At 65.0% G+C, this 16,702-nt stretch carries 13 protein-coding genes; 3 read left to right on the forward strand and 10 right to left on the reverse strand.

All coding sequences use genetic code 11. The annotated features are described in order from the left end of the window. Positions 1-142 precede the first annotated feature (142 nt). Complete coding sequence (locus tag ACNI3Q_RS02595; RefSeq protein WP_426273869.1) at positions 143-742, forward strand: L,D-transpeptidase; 600 nt, start codon at positions 143-145, stop codon at positions 740-742. 3 nt (positions 743-745) lie between these two features. Here the strand turns inward: ACNI3Q_RS02595 and ACNI3Q_RS02600 are convergent, their stop codons facing one another. From ACNI3Q_RS02600 to ACNI3Q_RS02635, 8 genes are all read right to left on the reverse strand, one after another. Continuing rightward, positions 746-2,704 (reverse strand): AsmA family protein, encoded by a 1,959-nt coding sequence (locus ACNI3Q_RS02600; protein WP_426273870.1) that lies wholly within the window; start codon positions 2,702-2,704, stop codon positions 746-748. Positions 2,705-2,758: 54 nt separating this feature from the next. Then, the gene (locus tag ACNI3Q_RS02605) at positions 2,759-3,106 is read right to left on the reverse strand and encodes a hypothetical protein (protein WP_426273871.1); all 348 of its coding nucleotides are present in this window, start codon (positions 3,104-3,106) and stop codon (positions 2,759-2,761) included. A gap of 15 nt (positions 3,107-3,121) precedes the next feature. After that, entirely contained in the window at positions 3,122-4,600 is a 1,479-nt protein-coding gene (locus tag ACNI3Q_RS02610; RefSeq protein WP_426273872.1) for a L,D-transpeptidase family protein, read from the reverse strand. 164 nt (positions 4,601-4,764) lie between these two features. Then, positions 4,765-6,585 (reverse strand): hypothetical protein, encoded by a 1,821-nt coding sequence (locus ACNI3Q_RS02615; RefSeq protein WP_426273873.1) that lies wholly within the window; start codon positions 6,583-6,585, stop codon positions 4,765-4,767. A gap of 179 nt (positions 6,586-6,764) precedes the next feature. Continuing rightward, positions 6,765-7,457, reverse strand: coding sequence for a 50S ribosomal protein L1 (gene rplA, locus ACNI3Q_RS02620; RefSeq protein WP_260019412.1), 693 nt, complete (start codon positions 7,455-7,457; stop codon positions 6,765-6,767). Between the two features lie 4 nt (positions 7,458-7,461). Continuing rightward, positions 7,462-7,893, reverse strand: a complete 432-nt coding sequence (gene rplK, locus ACNI3Q_RS02625) for a 50S ribosomal protein L11 (RefSeq protein ID WP_260019413.1) — start codon at positions 7,891-7,893, stop codon at positions 7,462-7,464. A gap of 176 nt (positions 7,894-8,069) precedes the next feature. After that, a complete protein-coding gene (locus ACNI3Q_RS02630) occupies positions 8,070-9,665 on the reverse strand; it encodes an alkaline phosphatase D family protein (RefSeq protein WP_426273874.1) in 1,596 nt (531 codons plus the stop codon). A gap of 216 nt (positions 9,666-9,881) precedes the next feature. Continuing rightward, positions 9,882-10,919 (reverse strand): hypothetical protein, encoded by a 1,038-nt coding sequence (locus ACNI3Q_RS02635; RefSeq protein WP_426273875.1) that lies wholly within the window; start codon positions 10,917-10,919, stop codon positions 9,882-9,884. 384 nt (positions 10,920-11,303) lie between these two features. Between ACNI3Q_RS02635 and ACNI3Q_RS02640 the strand changes: the two genes are divergently transcribed. Both ACNI3Q_RS02640 and ACNI3Q_RS02645 read left to right on the forward strand, forming a co-directional pair. After that, on the forward strand, positions 11,304-12,389 hold the full coding sequence (locus ACNI3Q_RS02640) for a hypothetical protein (protein WP_426273876.1): 1,086 nt from the start codon (positions 11,304-11,306) through the stop codon (positions 12,387-12,389). Positions 12,390-12,492: 103 nt separating this feature from the next. After that, positions 12,493-14,757: a DUF305 domain-containing protein gene (locus ACNI3Q_RS02645; protein WP_426273877.1), complete on the forward strand. Its 2,265-nt coding sequence runs from the start codon at positions 12,493-12,495 to the stop codon at positions 14,755-14,757. Between the two features lie 39 nt (positions 14,758-14,796). On the opposite strand, the gene ACNI3Q_RS02650 is transcribed toward ACNI3Q_RS02645, so the two are convergent. Together ACNI3Q_RS02650 and ACNI3Q_RS02655 are read right to left on the reverse strand one after the other, a co-directional pair. Further along, positions 14,797-15,336 (reverse strand): response regulator transcription factor, encoded by a 540-nt coding sequence (locus tag ACNI3Q_RS02650; RefSeq protein WP_426273878.1) that lies wholly within the window; start codon positions 15,334-15,336, stop codon positions 14,797-14,799. After that, a complete protein-coding gene (locus ACNI3Q_RS02655) occupies positions 15,333-16,640 on the reverse strand; it encodes an ATP-binding protein (RefSeq protein WP_426274185.1) in 1,308 nt (435 codons plus the stop codon). Before ACNI3Q_RS02655 ends, ACNI3Q_RS02650 begins: the two co-directional genes overlap by 4 nt. Between the last annotated feature and the right edge of the window lie 62 nt (positions 16,641-16,702).

Below are 16,702 nucleotides of genomic sequence, written 5' to 3' on the forward strand. Positions count from 1 at the left end.
GTTCATCGTTAACGCCGCGGCTTTTGTCCCGGCGCGGAACACGCCGAAATCCGGGCTTTTCCTGATGGCCAAAGCGTAAGATATAGCGCCCATGGCACAGCAACTGATCACCCGCATTAACCAATTGCCCCGGGGCACATTCGTGCGTTGGCTCCTGCTGGCGCTCAGTGTCGCGCTGCTGACCGCACCCGTGCTGGCCCGGGCCAGCGAGCCTGTGTCGCTGGTGATGGAGCTGGACGCCCCGCTCAATCCGGGTGAGTTCGCGTGGGACGAAACCGGCGCGGATGCCGCTGCCGCCCGCTGGGTCGTGGTCGATATCTCGGCCCAGATGCTGTATGTCTATCAGGGCGGGGTCGAAATCGGCCGCTCGACCCTGGTTTATGGCTCGGATGAAAAGCCGACCCCGCTGGGCACGTTTCCCGTGCTGGCAAAGGTCGCGAACAAGCATTCGATCAAATATGACGCGCCGATGCCCTGGTCGCTGCAGCTGACGCGCAGCTGGGTTGCGATCCACAGCAGCGATGTCGATCCGCGCTATGCGACCCATGGTTGCATCGGCGTGCCGGACGAGTTCGCCCAGACGCTGTTCAACAAGATGCGCGTGGGCGACCGGGTAACGGTGACGCGCAACTGGATGCGGCAGGTTTATGCCGCGCAGGAACATGGCGCCGACCTGCCGCCGCCGCCCAGCGACGAAACGCTGACCATTGACAGGTCGGACGTCGCCGCCCTGACACGCTGATCCTTATTTGGTGGCGCGCAGAATCGACCGCGCCATGCCGGAGCAATCGACCGCGCCGGTCCCGTTGACCACCGGGCCTTCCTTCTTGCGCAGGCCAAGCGCACCGCCGATCGACCCCACGACCGCGCCGATCACGTCGCCCGTGTTCGGCGGATTGTTGAACCCCGCCACGCTGACCGACGGCCGGCTCATGGTGCCGTTGATCCGGATCGGCTCCATGATGCGCAGCCCGCCCTTGCGCTTTGATGCGCCGCCGATGGTCAACGCGATCCGCTCGCTATCCAGGTCGATGATGCCGACGCCGCGACTGCGACTGATGTCGGTGTCGATGACAAAGGGCGTGGCGGTCAGGCGGCCCTTGTCCGCCTCGAACCCCACCGCGATACAGCGCAGCGGCACCTGTGCATCCGGGTCGCTGACCGCCGCCTTGACCGTCCGGCCCAGATCCTGGCCAAGCACAGCGGCGACGACCCGGTCCACCTTGCCGTTGACCGCGACGATCCCGGCATGGCCATCGGCACGGGACAGCGCCTCGCGGATGGTATCGCCGCGCCCGCCCAGCACGATCCGCGCGCGATAGGGCGCATCGAACCGGTCGGCGGCATTGACCAGCGGCCCCAGCCGGCCGCCCTGAACCATCAGGTCGATGTTCAGCATCGGCTTTGCCCCGGTTCGATGATCGACGGTCATCCGCCCGGTCATCACCCCCTGCACCAGTTCCGACCGGATATCGCTGATCGTCAGCTTCTTGCCCTCCAGCGTGATGGTACCTGCAAGGGTCCGGAACGTGGTGGTCTGACCGAACAGCAGCCGCTGCGCCTTGACGCGCAGCGTGCCGTCGGTGGGGCCGATCTTGGCAAGGTTGATCCGGGTGTCGGGCAGGACGCGCTCGCCGATCACCGCCTCGCGCGCGGCGGCACGCGCCTTGCCCTTGGCATCGGACAGGTCGTCGAAATCGAACTGCGAAAACTGCATGTCGCCATCGATCTTGGTCCGGCCATCGCGCTTCAGCACGTCCATCCGCCCGACCAGCTGCGACCGGCCGATCGAACCGGACATCCGCTCGATAAACCAGTCGCGGCCATCGCGGCGCACTTCTGCCTTCAGGTCGATGGGCGCTGTCCCGAACAGGCCTGCCTGGATAAGGTCATCCAGCCGGGCAAGCGACGGAGCCTTGGCCGCCATTGCCAGCCGCATGTCCCGCACGTTCAGCGCCCCGCGCATCGCGCCCTTTGCCGTCATGGTCAGCAGCGGCGAGGCAAAATCAAGCGTGAAGGGGTAGGGCGCGTCGCCGCCCGTGCTGGTCACCGGCGCGCCGTTCAGCTGCAGCCGGGCAGGCGATCCGTCGAACGTCCCCGTGCCGCCGATCCGCACCCCCTGGCGCGCATCAGCCGACATCGCACCGGCCAGCACCAGCTTGCGCTTGGCTTCCTTCAGCGTGAAGCGGCTATCCTCGATCGTCAGCCCGGCAATGCCCATCCCGCGATCATTGTCCTGCCCCTCGTCCGGCGCCTTGGTTTCGCGGCGCCAGTTCCACCGGCCCTCGGCTGTCCGCACCAGATTGGCGGTCATGCCGCGGATCACGATGCCGCCCGGCTCGATCGATTGCCGGAAGATTGCGGGCAGAACCGGCACCCGCATCCGCACCTCGCGCACGGTCAGCAGATCGCCGGGCCCGGCCCAGTCCGGCTGAGCCATGCGCAGGTCACGCAGCACGATGGTGGGGGAGTATGAAAAGACCTCCACCCGCTCCACGCTGCCAAGGTTCACGGGCGCGCCGACGCGCTCGCTCAGTGCAGCCTCGATCCGCTCGCGCGCCCAGCTGACCGGCATCATCGCCGCAGCCACAGCCAGCATGGCGAGCAGGACGATCAGCACAGCCGCAAGGATGACGGCAATGCGCAGCGCCCGTCCCGGCCGCCGAACGGCGGGGACGGTGGCGGTGGAAGTATCGGCGTTCATGTCCCTTGAACGTTGCGCTGCCGTTCCGGTTCCTGAATGGCAGCGAGGATGGCGTTACTGATCCTTGGGCTCGGCATCGTCGACGACCGGCGGTTCTCCCTCGCCCGCGGGCGGCGCGGACCGGTCGATCCGGCTGGTCATCCCCGTCGCCTCGGCATCTTCCTGCACCTGCTGGGAATCGCGGAAATCCGATTCCGGCGCAACGGGCGGTGGCGCTGGCTCGGCCGTCGGTGCCGGCGCAGGCGCCTCAACCGGCGGCGGTGCAGGCTCGTTGATCAATTCCATGTCATAGTCATTGGCCGGTTCCGGCGGCGGCGGCTCATCCCCGCCGGAGCAGCCGACGATCAGCGCCAGCGGTGCGACCAGCGCAAGCATCCGGCTGCGCATCATCATTGCCTTCATGTCCCTCATCCCCGCTCAACGCGCTGCAAACTGGGCCTTGTCGGCCCGTGTCTCGATCTTTTCCGCCAGCTGCTTGTCCCAGCCATAGGGATCTCCGCGAAAGCTGACACTGCCGTCGCTCGACGCAAAAGCGGTCCAGTACAGCAGATAGACCGCCACCGGCTCGGGCAGGGCGGCGCGCACCGTCTTGCCGCTGGCCAGCGTTTCGTCGATCTTTTCCTGCGTCCATTCCGGGCTGGTGGCCAGCAACAGGTCGGCCAGCTCGCGCGGTTTGGCCAACCGGACGCAGCCATGGCTGGCCAGCCGGTCAAACCGGGTAAAGGTCGACTGGCTGGGCGTATCGTGCAGATACACCGCATATTGATTGTCGAAATCGAACTTAAACCGGCCAAGCGCGCTTTGCGGACCCGCGGCCTGTTGCAGCCGCTTGCCGCCGCCTTCCGTCTCGATCACCCTGAACCCGTTGCGCCGCAGATAGCCAGGGCTGGACCGTTCCTTGGGCCATAATTCGCCGTTCGCGATGCTGGACGGCACGTTCCATGGCGGATTGAGCACGATCGAATGTATGGTCGATGACAACATCGGCGTCGCCGTGGTCGGCGCGCCCGTGACGACCTTCATAGACGCGACGGGGCTGTCCCCTTCGAACACGGTCAGCTGAGCCGTCGCCACATTCACCTGAATGCGCTTGGGCGGCAGCTGTGCGGGCAGCCAGCGCCACCGCTCCATGTTCGCCATGATCTGGCGGATGCGCTCGCGCACGGGCACGTTCAGCGCCGCCAGCGTCTGCGTCGACACCAGCCCGCTCTGGTTCAAGCCATAGCGTTTCTGCGCCCGCTTGACCGCGACCTCCAGCTCTGCGTCGAACTTGTTGCCCTCCAGCTTGACCAGCATGTCCTCTGCCGCCAGCCGCTTGCGAAGCGCCACGACGCGCGGACCGCTGGCACCGATGCCCATGTCCGGTCCCGCCGCCAGCGTGGCCCAGCCGCCCAGCGCCTCGATCTGCCGATATTTTTCCAATCCCTCGCGCAGGGATTCATACCCCGTCCATGGCGGCGGCAGCGTCGCGATCCACGCGCTCAGGCGATTGTCGGCTACCGCCTTCTTGAACGCGGGGAAGGGGTCATAGGCCGGGGGCCGCATCCCCCAGTCGCCGGCGAAATCCTCTTCCGCCAGCCGGCCATTGTTCACCGCACGGGCGTAATCCAGCGCGGCACGCACCAGCCCGTCATTGTCCGTAGGCAGCGGCATTTCGCTGTCGATACGGCGAAGGCCCTGTGCCGACGATGCCTGACGCAGCAACTGGCCCAACTGCTTTTTCTGCGCATCGGACAGCACAGGCAACGGCTCGTTGATCTGACCGGGCAATGGCTGCACGACGGGCGCGGGCACTGGTGTGGTGCGGACAACGGGTGGGGGCGTTACCTGCGCCATGGCGGGCGCGGCAATGCCGGTCGCGGCAATGCAGAAGATCAGTCGTTCAATCGAGGTCATGCCAATACGCTTCACCAGCTTCCACCCTTCCAAGCCGCAGTTATAACGGCGCAATGCCTGCCGCTAAAGAGGCAGACGCCGTGTATCCGCAATTAACGCACAGGCAAGGGTAGTGCTCCGGGAATAATCCGGATCACGCGTTTATATCTGGAGGGTGCAGCGGGTCAGCGGGCGACTGTTGTCCCGCCGATCCGGTCGATCAACGCCTTCGCCTTTGGCTGTTCGGGCGTGACATAGGCGCCGTTCGCCACGGGTTGCAGCATCAGCCGCGCGGCATCGCCCTGACCCCGGTTGGCCAGCGCCTCGCCCAGCATCAGCTTGATTTCCGGCGATTGCGGCACGCGGCTGTTCGCCTTGACCAGGCCAAGCAGCGCGATTTCCGGGGCTTCGACGCCCAGTTCGGCATAGCTGCGATAATAGCCCAGCAGTGGCAGGGTATCTTCGGTCGATGCCTTGTTGGCGCGAACGATGGTGCGGCGCGCTTCTTCGGCCAGCTGTTCGCGCCGCCCGGCGGGGGCTATGCTTGCCTGACCGTTCAGGGCCATGCCCTTCCACCCCAGCGCGTGAGCGTTGTTGGGCGCAATGGCCAGCGCGCGGTCCGCGGCCGCGGTGCAGCCGGGGGCGGATGCGTCAATCCGGCATTCCCCCTCCGCCAGCAACAGCTGCGCGACCAGCTGCTTGGGATACCGTTCGGCGGTTGCGCGTGCATCCATCAGCCAAGCACTGCGCCGGGCCATCGCCTGCTCCCGCGCCCGGGTCATGTCGGCTGCGGTTTCCGGGTCCAGGCCGGGGCTGGGCGGCGGGGGCAGGGTGATGTCCGCCCCCATTTTGAGGCGACCAAGGATGGATGCGGCCTCATCCTCGGTCAGCCGCCATGCCTTTGCCGGCTGAAACTGTCCGGCGGGGACGGATACCTTTTCATAAGGGACCTTGGATCCCCTGTATTCGGCCAGTGCCTTGCGCAGCGCGTCTTCATCGCCCAGCGCGCGTGCCGCCTCGGCATGATCCTGTCCGCGCTGATAGGCGGCCAGGTAATTGAGCAGCGGTGCCTTCCACTGTTCGTTGAAAAACAGCATGTGCGACAGCGCCCAGGCCCGGTACGGCGACCAGCGCGTCTTTCGGTCGGTCAGATAGCTTCCGTCCAGCACCTTGCCGAGCGGATAGGGGCCAAGCTCTTCGATCACCTCCCGATAATTTGGCGGGCGCTGGCCATAAACCAGCGCGCCATCGGCGGCGACGTGAAAGTCGGCGAAAATCTCGCCGAACCCGTCCAGATACCATCGCGGATAGGCGACCGGAAAATAGGTCATCAGGAAGTGGCGGGCATAGGCGGCATAGACGCGGCCTTCGACCGTCATCGCGCTCGATACCTCGCCGACACTGGTCTGCGTCGCTGCGCCGCCCTGATCAGCGAACCGGTTGCCGACCTGTGCCTGCTGGCCGGGGGCCGTCGGCTCCGATGCCGCCAGGCCGCCCAGCGATTGAAGCTGCACGCCGGGCCGAACCATCACGACCTGATTGGCACCGGTCGTGGCCAGCACCGCGCCATCATCGCGCGGGTCATAGTAAAGGGCAGACGGGAATGCCCGGGCATAGGGCCCCTGCTGCCAACGGTGACTGACCAGATCGAGGTTTTTGAAATCCGCCTCGTCCCCGTACAGCGTGATGGCCAGCGGGACGGGTTCCTGATCGGTGTCGAACCGGTTGAACGTCAGCGAGAGCAGGAAATGCAGGCGCTCCAGGTTTTCGGCCAGACCCTTCAACTTGGCCTCCTCGACCCTTGAAAAGATCGCGAAATGCCGGCTGCGGGCGACCCGCCAGTCGCTCATTTGAACCTCGGCACGGCGCTTGGCCTGCCCGCTGACGCCCTCGACCACAATGTCATCGGGATGCGGGACGGTATCGGGTATCCCGGCCTGGGCAAAGGCAACGCTGGGAAGCGCAAGCGCGGAAAGGCCAAGCAGCAGGCGAAGGGACAGGCGCATCACGGGCTCTCCACGCTTTATCGTTGTTAGCGATATCGTATCACTGCATTTGCGCCCGGCAAATAGCCATGGCCTATCCGGTCAATAGCTGCGGCACGGATCCGGGCCAGCGGGGCAGCGCGCAACAAAAAAGGCCGGGCGTTGACCCGGCCTTTCCTGAATTGTTGATCGCTGAACGATCAGGCGGTGGCGACTTCGGCCACGTCGACCTTCACGCCCGGGCCCATCGACGACGACAGCGCGATCTTGCGGACATACTTGCCCTTCGCGCCCGACGGCTTCGACTTGACCAGCGCATCGACCAGCGCATCGAAATTGGCGCGCAGGTCTTCCGCGGGGAAGCTCGCCTTGCCGATGCCGCTGTGGATGATGCCGGCCTTTTCGACGCGATATTCGACCTGACCCGACTTGGCGTCGGTCACCGCCTTGGTCACGTCCATGGTCACGGTGCCCAGCTTGGGGTTCGGCATCAGGCCCTTGGGGCCCAGCACCTTGCCCAGGCGACCGACGATGCCCATCATGTCGGGCGTCGCGATGCAGCGGTCGAACTCGATCGTGCCGCCCTGAACCAGCTCCATCAGGTCTTCGGCACCGACGACGTCGGCACCGGCGGCCTTGGCTTCCTCGGCCTTCGCGCCGCGGGCGAACACGCCGACGCGAACGGTCTTGCCGGTACCCTTGGGCAGGTTCACGACGCCGCGGACCATCTGGTCGGCGTGGCGCGGATCGACACCCAGGTTGATGGCGACTTCGATGGTTTCGTCGAACTTGGCGGTCGCGTTGGACTTCACCAGCGCGATTGCCTCGTCCACGCCGTGCAGCTTTTCAGCGTCGATCGACAGCGCCTTCTGCTTCTTGCTCAGCTTTGCCATCGGATCAGCCCTCCACCACTTCGACGCCCATCGCGCGGGCACTGCCTTCGATGATGCGGGTCGCCGCATCGATATCGTTGGCGTTCAGATCCTTCATCTTCACCTGGGCGATCTCGCTCAGCTGGCTGCGCTTGATCGTGCCGGCGCGGACCTTGCCGGGTTCCTTGGAACCGGACTTCAGGTTCAGCGCCTTCTTGATGAGGAAGGTCGCGGGCGGGGTCTTGGTTTCAAAGCTGAACGACCGGTCGGCATAGACGGTGATGATCGTCGGGATCGGCATACCCTTTTCCAGGTCGCCGGTCGCCGCGTTGAACGCCTTGCAGAATTCCATGATGTTCACGCCGCGCTGACCCAGCGCAGGGCCGATCGGCGGCGACGGGTTGGCGGCACCGGCCGCCACCTGCAGCTTGATATAGCCAGTAATCTTCTTGGCCATTCTCTCTCACTCTGTTGCGGGGCACGCCGCGAACGGCCGCGCCCGGTTCAAGTTTAGCGGTATTCGCGGCCCCGGTTGCCCGGATGCCTCCCGCACGGATTTCCAGCGGGGTTGCCCCAGTGGAAGGGCGCGCGCCTAGCGCAAATGCCCCCGGCGCGCAAGGGGACGGGCGGAAATCAGGCGATGGACAGCCGCGGATTGCCGCGTTCGACGGTGATGCTGGTCCGCACCCGCGCCGCGCCGCCGGCCACGCTCACCTTGTCCAGCACCATGTAATCGGTGCGCCACGTGTCGGGCGTCACGTCGCAGAGCAGGAACCCGCGCTGATCGTTGTGGAATTTCAGTTGCGGGTCGGCGGCTTGGATGGCGGCGGTTTCCGCACGCTGATCCTGACCGTCGCCGCCGCTGGTGATGGACGTCGCGACGAATTCGACCGCCACGGGATCGTTTGCTGGCCGTTTTCCGTCGACCTGAACCTCTCCGGCATAATTCTGATGCTCGTCGCCGGTCAGGATCACCGTGTTCCGGCGGCCCAGCGCCTTGATGCCCGACAACAGCCGTTCGCGCGGCACGCGATATCCGGCCCAGGTGTCGAGGTTATAGACGGTGTCCGCCCCCGGATTGCGATCCAGGTCCATCACCATCACCTGCTGCGCCAGCACCTGCCACCGGGCATCGGACCCGCGCATATTGGCCATCAGCCAGTCGTGCTGCCGCTTGCCCAGCACCTCTGCATCGCGCAGGTTCACCTGATCGCACGGCGTGTTCCAGCGATCATTGCACGGCTGGTCGCTGCGGAACTGGCGGGTGTCGAGCAGGTTGAGGTCGAGCAGGTTGCCATAAGTCGCACGACGGAAAATCTGCATCTGCACCCCCACCGGCAGCGACGCGGCACGCAGCGGCATATGCTCGTAATAGGCCTGAGCCGCGGCCTGACGGCGCAGGGCAAAGATGCGCGGATCGGTCCCGTCCTGCTCCATCTCGGCGACCCAGTTATTGTCGATCTCATGATCGTCCCAGGTGACGAACCACGGCGCGGCGGCGTGGGCCGTCTGCAGATCGGAGTCCATCTTGTACTGGGCGTACCGCCGGCGATAATCCTCCAGCGTATAGATTTCCTGCCCGAAATGCTGACGGACATTTTCGTAAACGCCGTCCGGCCCGTTGCGCAACCGGTTGCCGCGCCCTTCATAGATATAGTCGCCATAGCAGAAGACGAAATCGGGGCTCGTCTCCGCCATGCGGCGATGGGCGGTGAAATATCCTGCCTCATAGCTTTGGCACCCCACCACGGCGAACCGGGCGCGAGCCAGCGGCGCGCCTGCCGCCGGGGTGGTCCGCGCCATGCCCGTGCCGCTGCGTTCCCGCCCGGCGGCGAAGCGGTACCAATAGGGACGGTCTGGCTTCAGCCCGGTCAGTTCGACATGCACCGAATGGCCAAGTTCCGGCCGGGCAACGGCCGTGCCCTTTTGCGCGACGGTGGCAAAGCCGCGATCTTCGGCCACTTCCCACGTCACCTCGACCGGCGCGCCGGGCATGCCATGGCCGATTTCCATCGGCTCCGGCGCAAGCCGGGTCCAGATGACGAACCCATCCGCCGCAGGATCGCCGGACGCAACGCCAAGCTGGAACGGGTTTGTGGCGAACACCGCCTGCGCCAGGGCAGGGCGCGTCGCGGGCAGGAACCCCGCGGCGATGGCGGCACCGCCAAACCCGCGCAGGATATGGCGACGGGACAGGTCCAGGCGATGGCTGCGGATACGATCGGACATGGGTACAGGCTCCGGAAAGCGGGGAATCACTGCGGAACGGGCTAGCCCGGCTGTGCGACGGATTGAAGACGGTTTGGGCGGCGTTAATCCAATGGGCGCTGATTCACGCAGGCCCTGAAAGGTCAGGGACTCCGACGCCAAAGCTGATCGTTGAACCTACGCAGCGGTCCAGACATCATAAAGCTGCGCAGCGTTTTCATCATCTCGTCCGATAATTCAAACCCCAAGCCGTTCGACATCATTCATCGCGTCAAGGGCCTCTCCCAGATTTTGCCATTGTCCGGGATATGGTCCGCCGATTGGTGAGCTTGATCCCTGGCTGCCACCCGAATTATTATTCGCGGAGCACCAGATTGGATGTTCTACGCACACCGCTACGATTGCAACCGGTATGGCAAGAATCAATTCCAGAAAGCCCGGCTTTGTAGGGGTGGCAATAGGCGCACCGCCCAATTCAGTATAGATCCGGAGTGCTCTTTTACCTTCGCGGGACGTTTTTTCGTCTTGAGCTATTTCACGAAGCTCGTTCAGCGCAGTGCTGTGTTGTCCCATATTCGCCTTGATGAGAGCCGCGTCGATCCTGTCATCTGGCATGTTACTCATTTGATAGACGGCCAGCGCCTTTGCCGGCGAGCGTGGCGTTCCGATTCCGAAGGTATGAAACGTTGCCACCCATTTGGGTGCATAGGGGCGACCCATCTGGACAGCCCACATCATGACCGGGTCCGTTGCATAGCGAAATGCGGTCGGATTATCGCCGCGAGACAGAGCGATACGCGTTGCCAAATAGTTCAAGTTGACAAGCGTTTTGGGATAGTAGGTCGTGAATCCATCCCGCTGCCAAGCGGCGACGGCCCGCGCATAACGATTTTCGACGTCGGCATCGCCCAGGCCATATGCTGCGCCCAAAAACGCGTTGATGCATTCCCGCCGGATCGTTGCTGTGGCGATGACGTTCTTGAAACGGCTCTGGCCTCTGTCCGGCGTCGGAACAGCGTTCAGGCGGTCAAGCAGTGATCGAAGCACCCTGACATCCGGCAGCGGATCTGCAGCTATCGCGCTAATATTATTCGCCCAAAAGTTTATTCGTCTTTCAAAGGGTAACGCAATGTCCGGTTCCTGCTCGGCGTAGGCTGCGATCGAACGTTCCATAACAGTTGAACCTCGATCAATCGAATTGGGGTTTAGCGAATAGCGATATTCAGGATCGCGTACTTTATACCTCCCCGCACCCTTGGTGCCCAAAAAGTCCATGCATTCCATACGCGGCGAAAGCGGCGTCCAATCGTTGACGATTTCGGCAAAGGACGTCTGTTCTGCCGGTGTGGCGGCTATGCCAGGGGCCGAACAGAATAAAAGCGTCGTCCAGAGCGCGCACCCAGCTACTGTCCATCGCATTCGGCAGCACCTTTCATTGCATGATATGCAGTTATCATTCCTGACCCGACGTTGAAAGGACGGTTTCCAAGTCACGCCGAGGAAACCGCAGGCCATATTCCAGTGTTCGATGGCAGTTGCCTTGTTCCCCTCACCGCACGATGGTCGCCCGTAACCCAGTCAATCCTGATCAACTGCTGCACAGCAAAGCACGCGCGAGATCGGGTTGCAATGTAGGATTTCCCGGATCAAACCGGGAACATGGCCAGGCCGCTGACCCGTGAGCAAATCCATGAGAACCGGGCGTTCCTGAGGCTGCTTGCCGATGGCGGGAATGCGCGGGCGGCGGCGCGGGGGATCGGGCGGGCTTTTTCGACGATGATGACCCGGCGGGGCGCGCATCCGGACTTTGCGCGGAGCTGGGATGCGGCGGTGGCGGCTGCGGATGCGCGCTTTCATCGCGAGGGCGGGCGGAAAAGGCCGGTGGCTCCGGCGGGCAAGGGCGATGATTGTGCCGCGCGGGCGGACGAACGACGTACGCGGGGCGGCGAGCCGATCGTGGTGATGACCCGGAACGGCCGGTTGCAGGTACGCGGCGCGCATCCCAACAAGCTGACGGCGCAGGCGGAGCAGGCGTTCCTGCTGGCGCTGTCGGCTACTGCCAATGTGACCTTGTCGGCAAGGGCGGCGGGGGCAAGCCCGGCGGCATTTTATCGCCGCCGCCAGCGCGATCCGGCCTTTGCCCGCGAATATGCCCAGGCGCTGGCCAGGGGATATGAGCGGCTGGAGATGGCATTGCTGGGTAGTTGCGATCCCGCGGCCCATGCCCATGACGGATGGCGGCACAATGATGCCCCGCCGGTTCCGGCGATGACGGCGGCGCAGGCATTGCAGCTCATGTACCTGCATCAGAAGGAGGCGCGGTTTCTGGACGAGCGGCCCGATCTGAGCTGGCGGCGGGGCGAGACGGCGGAACGCAGCCGGGCACGCATTGCAATCGTGCGGGCCATCGATGCCGCGCGCGCCGCCGAAGTACAGGCGGATAACCTTGCGCAGTGCCGGTCGGGCGAGGGCCTGGCCCCGCACGAGCCACCGGTGATGCTCCCCGCGCTGGAGCAAGTGAACGGGTGGAGCCGGGCGGGTTCGGGCAAGGGCGGGCCGGATGCTCGCCATGGCGATGCCGCCCTGTTCGGCGGATGGCGGATGGCGAATCTGGCGCGCCACATGGACATGATCGAGGCAGAGGAGTGGCGCAGGAGCGACCGGCCCTATCGCACCATTGACGGGCGGCGCTGCTATGCTCCGCGCAGACGATCGGAAAACCATGGCGATGGCGGGGGCGGCTGACCGGTCGGACACCGTCGGGGCCGGTGATTTTTCGCTTTCATCCGGGCAGCTGGCCATTAGGCTGCATCGGCATGGCCATCCATTCATCGCATGGGAGTTTTACATGAACAGCATTGCCACGCTGCTGCGCACCGGCAGCCTGACGGTCCTTGCCCTGACAGGGACCGGGGCAGCGATGGCGCAGGATGCGCGGATCGTTCAACCCGGCGCGCCCGGCAAGCCGACCCGTGCGCTGACCGCCAGTGAGGCGACGAAGATCGCGGCCACCACCTTTTCCCCGGCCGATGTCGCGTTCATGCAGGGCATGATCCCGCATCATCAGCAGGCGGGGGAGATGGCTGCGCTGGTCGAAGGGCGGACCAACAATCCCGATGTGCGCAAGGCCGCCGACCGCATCCGCGCGTCGCAGGCGGACGAGATCAGCTTCATGCGCGATTGGCTGAAGGCGCGGGGCGTCGACGCGGCAGCAGGCGGCGGGATGGATCACAGCGCGCACGCCGGACACAACATGGCCGGCCACACCATGGGCAACCACAGCATGGCCGGGCATGGGGCCATGAAGGGGATGGCCACGCCGGAACAGATGAGGGCGCTGGCCGCGGCAAAGGGGACGGAGTTCGACCGCCAGTTCCTGACGCTGATGATCGCGCATCATGAAGGCGCGGTGGCGATGGTCCGCGATCTTCTGGACCAGCCCGGCTCTGCCTATGATCCGGCCTTGTTCGAGTTCATCAATGATGTGCGCGGCGAACAGCAGAGCGAGATCAACCGGATGGGCGGGATGCTGGCCAAGCTGTCCGACGATCCGCGTGCGACGCTCAGCGCCGGGCTGACCGATGCCGGGGTGGCGGCAAAGAACATCCGGCTGGTGGCGTCGCTGCCCAAGCCTGCTGGATTTTTCGATCCCGCCAATCCTGCGGCGCTTGCCCCGCCCGTGCCATCGGCCAAGCCGAAGGACGCCAAGCCGGGCGAGGACGAGGAAGGACAGGAGGGGACGCAGTTCGGATCGCGCTCCTCGCTGCTCAGCTTCTGGAACACCGATATCGCCTTTTCCGGCGACCTGATGGTGACCGGCAATTATCACGGCTTCAACGTCTATCGCCTGGCCAAGGACGGCAAGCCGGCGCTGTTGAGTTCGGTGGTATGTCCGGGCGGACAGGGGGACATTTCCATCGTCGGCAAACTGCTGGTCATGTCGGTCGAACAGACCCGCGGCCGCGTGGATTGCGGGCTTCAGGGGGTGGAGGGCGATGCCAGCCCGGAACGGTTCCGGGGCCTGCGCATCTTCGATATCGCGAACCCGGCCCAGCCGGTTCAGGTGGGACAGGTGCAAACCTGTCGCGGCAGCCACACTCACTCCATCGTTTCGGCCGATGACAAGCGGATCGTTGTGTATAACAGCGGCACGGCATCGGTGCGTGACGAACGCGAACTGGCCGGGTGCATCGGCGATGTGCCGGGGGACAACCGCACTGCATTGTTCAGCATCGACGTCGTCGAAATCCCGGTCGCCAATCCGGCGGCAGCGCGGATCGTCGACCGGCCCCGCGTCTTCGCCGATGAGGGCACCGGCCAGATTGCGGGCCTGTGGCGCGGCGGCGACCATGGCGACGGGACACAGGATACCAGTCGCACCGACCAGTGCCACGACATTACGGTGTTTCCGTCACGCAAGATCGCGGCAGGTGCCTGTTCGGGCAACGGCATCCTCCTCGACATCTCCGATCCGATGAAGCCCAAGCGGATCGACGCGGTGACCGATCCGGGCTTTGCATATTGGCATTCCGCGACGTTCAACAATGACGGGACAAAGGTAATCTTTACCGACGAATGGGGCGGGGGCGCACGGCCGCGCTGCCGCACCTATGATCCGGTCAATTACGGTGCCGACGCGATCTACGACATTATCGACAACAAGCTGGTCCGGCGGGGCACGTTCAAGCTGCCCGCGCCGCAGGGCGAAAAGGAAAATTGCGTCGCCCATAACGGATCAATCGTGCCGGTGCCGGGCCGCGATATCTTTGTCCAGGCATGGTATCAGGGCGGGATTTCGGTGATCGATTTCACCGACAGCACCGCGCCAAGGGAAATCGCGTATTTCGACCGGGGCGCGATCGACAAGCAGCAGCTGGTGCTGGGCGGCTTCTGGTCCGCCTACTGGTATAACGGCCACATCTACGGAACCGAGATCACGCGCGGTCTGGACGTGCTGGAGCTGCAGCCGAGCGAGGCGCTGACCGCGGCGGAAATTGCTGCGGCCAAGGCGGCGCAGTATCCGGGCGGAGTGTTCAACCCGCAGACGCAGCAGCCGGTGACCTGGCCTAGCGCGGCGGTAAAGGCAGCAACGGCATCGCGCGGGGCGCGCTGAACCCGCGTGCTGACCGGTCGGCCCGTCCGGGTCGGCCGGTCAGCGCAGCTGCCGCTTTTCCAGTTTCCGGGCGAGCGTCCGCCGGTGCATCCCCAGCCGCCGGGCCGCCTCGGAAATGTTGAAGTCCGTTTCGACCAGGGTCTGGTGGATATGTTCCCATTCCACCGTCTTGATTGAGGATTGCCGACCATCGACCGGTGCATCGGCATCCCCGGATGTGCGGGCAAACGCCGCCTCGATATCGTCGGTATTCGACGGCTTGGCGAGGTAATGATCGGCCCCCAGCTTGATTGCCTCCACCGCCGTGGCGATGCTGGCAAAGCCGGTCAGGACAACGATCCGCGCATCGGGCAGGGCCGAGCGCAGCGTCTGGACACAGGCCAGGCCAGATGCGCCGCCCGCCAGCTTCAGATCGACGACCGCATGGCTGGGCCGCTCCCCGCCATCCAGCAGCGCGGCCAGCGCGTCATGCCCGTCGGCGGACAGCACGCGATAGCCGCGCCGCTCGAACGACCGGCGCAGCGTGCGGGCGAAATCGGGATCGTCCTCGACAATCAACAGCGTGCGTTCGGCGCTCATCCGCGCGCCCCCCGATCCGGCAGGGCAAGCGCCGACAGCGGCAAGCGCACCGTTACCTGCGCACCCCCACCGGGCGGATTGTCGCCCATCGCCTCTCCGCCCAGCTTGCGCACCACATTGACCAGCAGGAACAGGCCAAGCCCCGCGCCGGGCCGTTCCTTGGTCGAACGATACGGCCGCCCGAACCCCTGGATCATGTCGGCGGGAAAGCCGGGGCCACGGTCCCGGACGGTCAGGACCAGCGTGTCGCCATCGCGGTCCGCCCGGACGCCGACCCAGTGCGGCGATACCTCCGCTGCGTTGTCGATGACCGTGCCGATCACCTGACGCAGCGCCGGATCGGCCAGGATCGCCATGTCCGGCCCGAAGCGATTGTCGAAATCCAGCTGTTCAAGGCCGCGCGTCCCCTGCCAATCATGGACGATCCCGGCCAGGAATGCGTGGACCGTCGTCCGCTCGATGGTCTCGCCACGCGCCTCGCCCGCCGACATCAGGATGCCGCTGACGATCGCCTTGCACCGCTGAACCGCCGATTCCATGTCGTCCAGATCGTCCCGGATCTCATGCTCGTCATTCAATCGCGGCATGGACTTCAGATCGCCGAGCAGGACCGACAGGGTCGCCAGCGGGGTGCCGAGTTCATGCGCCGCGCCAGAGGCAAGCAGGCCCATCCGGACGATATGATCCTCCTCTGCCGCGCGCTGGCGGATTGCTGCCAGCGCGGCATCCCGCTGGCGCAGGTTGCGGGCGATGCGAGTCACGAACGCGGTCAGCAGGACAGCGATCAGCACGAAGCAGACGAAGCTGCCCGCCAGATACAGGGTCAGCGGATCGCTGGCATAGGGCGCAGGCAGGGCGAGCGGGACCGCATCGATGGTCAGCAAACCAAGCGCGATCAGCGTGGCGGCCACCAGCGCCCATGAGGATGCCGGGCGAAGGATCATCGCACCGATCACCACCTGAAGCAGGAACAGCGAGGCAAAGGGGTTCGCCAGCCCGCCAGTGAATTGCAGTTGCCAGGTCAGCGCCGTGACATCGAAGAGAAGGACGCCGAACAATTCCGGCTGCGACACGGTCTGGCGTCGTCGAAGCACCGCCATCGTCACAAGGTTGATAGCGACCAGCCAGCCAAGCGCAGCGATCAGCGGGACGAGCGGCAGGGGAACGCCCATACCCGAATGTACCGCGATGATCGTCGCAAGCTGTCCCCCGACGGCCAGCCAGCGCAACTGTACCAGCAGTACCATGTTGCGCCGCCCGGCATCCGCTGCCGGCGGGACCCCGACATCCGGCCCCTCATCCATCAAGGTCGCAAGCGTGTTCACCACCCCATAGTGGGGATCGCCGCCCCATCTGGAAATAGCAG

Origin of the sequence: Sphingomonas eleionomae (assembly GCF_049889035.1) — a bacterium.
Classification (GTDB): domain Bacteria; phylum Pseudomonadota; class Alphaproteobacteria; order Sphingomonadales; family Sphingomonadaceae; genus Sphingomonas.